We start from the raw sequence: 1907 nt of genomic DNA, 5'->3' as shown, positions 1-1907 counted from the left end.
TGAATCATTTAGATTACTTGATGACTCAAAGTTAATGCTAATGGCAATAAATGTAGTATCAACAGTATTATTTTCTATAATGGCTGTATATTTGGGTAAGATTGTAGCTTTGAGCATTGGTACTTATTTACTGAGGGGAAATTAAATGAATGCGGATATACCGGAGACTGCGGAGGGAAACTCCATGAAAAGAGAGTCTACAGCCATATTGCTGAGAATATATATAGGAGAATCCTACCGCTATAACGGCAAGCCACTGTACATGCATATTGTTGAAAGGCTAAAAGCGGAGGGAATAGCAGGAGCAACCGTTTTCAGGGGTATAACAGGCTTTGGAAAACACAGCATTATTCGTACGACTTCCATACTCCGCTTATCTACTGATTTGCCAATACTTATCGAAGTTGTTGATCTTGAAGAGAAAATCGAAAAGGTCAAATCAAAACTTGACGAAATAATTAATCAGGGATTGATTACAGAAGAAAAAGTTAAAATCGTTTTTTATGACTATGACAAAAACAAGTAAGTTATTTGTTATCGACTAATTTTAGTATTTAGAGCGGCCTTAAGCGCTAATTCGAAGAATGGGTTGTTTCCTCAAATCATTGATTTGATAATATATATTATTGGATGTATTTTAATCGAGGGGATTTGAATCCCTTCTGATCTTATTTTTCATAATTTTTTGCTGGAATAAAGATTGTCTTGATTATGGGATCCGCTTTCCGCAGATGTCCTTTCAATTTTTACAATTTTTCTTGCTATCGTTTTTCTGAAAAACTCCGTATTTAACCAAAAGACAGATGGGCTAAAATCATGGAAATATCGTCTTAAAAGAGAAATGCGGTAAAAATCATCCTGTTTTAAAAAAGACAAGCATGACTAAATACATATTATCTCTGTCTAATATATTCAACCATAGTCAATTGATATACTTATATGCCAGCGAGTTTTATATTTCTGATGTATTGAAAATTTATCTACTGTCCTTAAATATAAGTATTAATAATTACATAAACGTGAAAAAGAGACCTGAAAAACGGGCAGAGGTCTCCTCGTAATATTTATTGGAAGTTCAGGCTAAATATCCGGTTAACGGGAAGGAGGATTGGATTTCATGAGTCAAAACATTAAAGATGTTATGGACATTCGTGATGTAAAAATAAAGGATTTAACCGCAAACCCTGCTCCTCTGGGTTTGATGGGGTTCGGAATGACGACTGTGCTTTTGAATATACACAATGCCGGCTTTTATCCGATGGATGCGATGATACTCTCCATGGGCTTCTTTTACGGTGGCTTAGCTCAGGTCATTGCCGGGATCGAAGAATGGAAAAAAGGCAATACTTTTGGGGCTACAGCTTTCACCTCTTACGGGCTTTTCTGGCTCACTCTTGTAGGAATCGTCCTGCTCCCCAAGTTAGGAGATAATTTTTCAGGTTTGGCCCATTCCTCGACATCTTTTGCTGCGTATCTCTTCATGTGGGGACTTTTCACCCTTTACATGTTCGTAGGGACACTCAAGGCATCAAGGGCGCTGCAGGTTGTTTTCCTTACTCTCACGATCCTATTCTTCCTGCTTGCAGCTGGAAACTATCTGGGCAGTGCAGCAATACTGAGGGTTGCAGGTTTTGAAGGGATTTTAACAGGGCTTTCAGCAATTTACACTGCCATGGGTCAGGTACTGAACGAGTCTTATGGAAAAAAGATGATCCCTCTCTGAAGAGATACTTTAACCTTATTGTATTACCGGGTTCAAACTCCCGGATTTTTTATTGTTCATTTCTGAGATCTGTTATTTTTTAACAACGCTGTCTATTTTTGCTACTTCTATTGGTCCTGACCAATCAGGAATGGCTTTCACTAAGGAGTCCAGAGCCCTCGAATCGGTTCTGGTCCAGGGAGCC

At 38.2% G+C, this 1907-nt stretch carries 2 protein-coding genes; both read left to right on the top strand.

Annotated features, from left to right (window positions below):
- Window positions 1-145: 145 nt before the first annotated feature.
- Window positions 146-526, top strand: coding sequence for a DUF190 domain-containing protein (locus PLL47_RS11890; protein WP_324446421.1), 381 nt, complete (start codon window positions 146-148; stop codon window positions 524-526).
- Window positions 527-1117: 591 nt separating this feature from the next.
- Window positions 1118-1723 (top strand): acetate uptake transporter, encoded by a 606-nt coding sequence (locus PLL47_RS11885; protein WP_324446420.1) that lies wholly within the window; start codon window positions 1118-1120, stop codon window positions 1721-1723.
- The last annotated feature ends 184 nt before the right edge of the window (window positions 1724-1907 follow it).

It is taken from the genome of Methanosarcina sp., assembly GCF_035390745.1.
GTDB lineage: Archaea > Halobacteriota > Methanosarcinia > Methanosarcinales > Methanosarcinaceae > Methanosarcina.
This window is presented reverse-complemented; position numbering and strand designations above follow the sequence as displayed.